Source organism: Pseudomonas sp. K5002 (assembly GCF_013386655.1).
Classification (GTDB): domain Bacteria; phylum Pseudomonadota; class Gammaproteobacteria; order Pseudomonadales; family Pseudomonadaceae; genus Aquipseudomonas.
Genome location: NZ_JACARK010000499.1, coordinates 1 through 2,486, shown reverse-complemented (window position 1 = coordinate 2,486; position 2,486 = coordinate 1). Strand labels below are relative to the sequence as shown.

3 protein-coding genes are annotated in these 2,486 nt (G+C 61.9%); 2 read left to right on the top strand and 1 reads right to left on the bottom strand.

Annotation, left to right across the window (positions count from 1 at the left end):
- Positions 1-560 (bottom strand): inorganic triphosphatase (locus tag HX846_RS21615; protein ID WP_178966069.1); only part of this gene is annotated, 560 nt, incomplete at its 3' end.
- Between the two features lie 158 nt (positions 561-718).
- Between HX846_RS21615 and argE the strand changes: the two genes are divergently transcribed.
- Positions 719-1,867, top strand: coding sequence for an acetylornithine deacetylase (argE, locus tag HX846_RS21610; protein WP_102370129.1), 1,149 nt, complete (start codon positions 719-721; stop codon positions 1,865-1,867).
- A 136-nt stretch (positions 1,868-2,003) separates the two neighbouring features.
- On the top strand, positions 2,004-2,486 hold a 483-nt coding region (argA, locus tag HX846_RS21605; protein WP_178966068.1), incomplete at its 3' end, for an amino-acid N-acetyltransferase.

The window sequence follows — 2,486 nt, the reverse complement described above, 5'->3', positions numbered from 1 at the left end:
AGGGTCGCGGCCAGTTCAGCGGCCAGCTCCAGCAGGGCGGCCGGGTCGCCTTCGCGCAGTTCCAGTTCCAGCTCGCAGATTTCTTCTTTCTGCTTGCCGGCAACCACGTGGCCCAGGTCCAGGGCGGCTTCGATCACCACCTTGGCCTTGCCGCGGCCCCAGGCGATTTCAGCGCGTTCGCGGACGAAATCGGTGGTGAAGATCGGCTTGAGGGTCTTTTTGTCCAGCTCGGCCAGTTGCTCGGGCCAGCATTCGCCGTCGAGTTTCTTCACGTCGAGCTTGGCTTTGGCCAGGTCCCAGTTGTACTCATTGCGTTCCGACAAGCCGGCGACGCTCTGGCCACGGGTCTTGAGGGTCTGGATCACTTCGTCGCCGTCTTTGCGCAGGCGCAGGGCCACTTTGGCCTGGGCCAGGTCGCGTTCCGGGGTGTCGAAGTACTGGTTCATCAACTCACGGCGTTCCCAGCCACTTTTGTTGCGTTTTTTCAGTAACGGGTGCTCACGCAGCGCGGCGAGGGTTTCGCGGCTGACACGGAGCTTGATTTCGGTTTCTTTCTGCATGGCCGGAAAATCCAGGATCGGGAGCGCAGCCGGGGAAAAGAGTGGCTGCCAAGGTCGTGCAGTGTACAGGACTGAGCCCGGCAACGTGCCGCAACGGTTTATTGTGTCACTCAGATAGCTCTATGATGGGGTTCGTCCGGGAAGTTGAGAGACAGCGCATGCCTTTACCGTCCATGAAAGAACAATTCGCCGCGCTGATTGCCGCGCCTTCGGTCAGTTGTACCCAGGCCTCTCTCGACCAATCCAACCGCCCGGTCATCGATTTGCTCGCCACCTGGCTGGCAGACCTGGGCTTTGCCTGCGACATCCAGCAGGTCAGCCCAGGCAAATTCAACCTGTTGGCCAGTTTCGGCACCGGCCCTGGCGGCCTGGTGTTGGCGGGCCACAGTGACACCGTGCCGTACGACGGCGCCCTATGGCAGACCGATCCGCTCAAGCTGACGGAAGTCGACGGCCGCTGGGTAGGACTGGGCAGCTGTGACATGAAGGGCTTTTTCGCCCTGGTGATCGAAGCCGTCCAGCCGTTGCTCGACCAGCCTTTCAAGCAGCCGCTGCTGATTCTTGCTACCTGCGATGAAGAAAGCTCCATGGCCGGTGCTCGTGCACTGGCCGAGGCGGGTCGTCCCTTGGGCCGTGCGGCGGTGATCGGTGAACCCACCGGCCTCAAACCCATCCGCCTGCACAAGGGCGTAATGATGGAGCGCATCGATATCCTCGGGCGCAGCGGCCATTCGTCGGACCCAAGCCTGGGCCACAGCGCCCTCGAAGCCATGCACGACGCCATTGGCGAACTGCGTGGCCTGCGCCTGGCTTGGCAGCGCGAATACCGCAATCCGCAGTTCAGCGTGCCACAGCCGACCATGAACTTCGGCTGCATCCACGGTGGCGACAACCCCAACCGCATCTGCGGCCAATGCTCCCTGGAATTCGACCTGCGGCCCCTGCCGGGCATGGATCCCCAGGTGCTGCGCGCTGCCATCCGGCAGAAGCTTGAACCCTTGGCCGAGCGCCATCAGGTGAAGATCGACTATGCGCCGCTGTTCCCCGAAGTGCCGCCGTTCGAGCAGACCGAGGATGCAGAGTTGGTGCGGGTAGCTGAACGACTTACCGGTCATCGCGCCGAAGCAGTGGCGTTCGGCACCGAAGCGCCTTATCTTCAGCGCCTTGGTTGCGAGACCCTGGTGCTTGGCCCTGGCGATATCGCCTGCGCCCACCAGCCAGGCGAGTACCTTGAAATGTCACGCTTGACGCCTACAGTGCGTCTATTGCGTGAACTGATTCAACATTACTGCCTGACACCTGCATAAATTAACCCCTGCCCATCCGTACATAGAAGGAGAGCGAGCGTGTCGCCAAGCCTGTTCCGACGATAACCAACAGCCCGCTGTGCGTTTTTGCGATTCATCCTTTTTTGGCTGCTTTTTATTACAGGCCCAGGTTTTTATGCCCGAATACGTCAATTGGCTTCGTCACGCTTCGCCTTACATCAATGCCCACCGGGATTGCACCTTTGTCGTCATGCTGCCGGGCGATGGTGTAGAGCACCCGAACTTCGGCAATATCGTCCACGACCTGGTGCTGCTCCACAGCCTGGGCGTGCGACTGGTGCTGGTCCACGGTTCGCGCCCGCAAATTGAAACCCGCCTCGCCGCCCGCGGCCTGACCCCGGCTTACCACGAAGGCTTGCGCATCACCGATGCCGCAACCCTGGAGTGTGTGATCGACGCGGTCGGCCATCTGCGTATCGCCATCGAAGCGCGGTTGTCGATGGACATGGCGTCCTCGCCGATGCAGGGCTCGCGCCTGCGGGTGGCCAGCGGCAACCTGGTGACGGCGCGCCCGATCGGTGTGCTTGAAGGCGTCGACTATCACCACACCGGCGAAGTGCGCCGGGTCGACCGCAAGGGCATCAACCGCCTGCTGGAC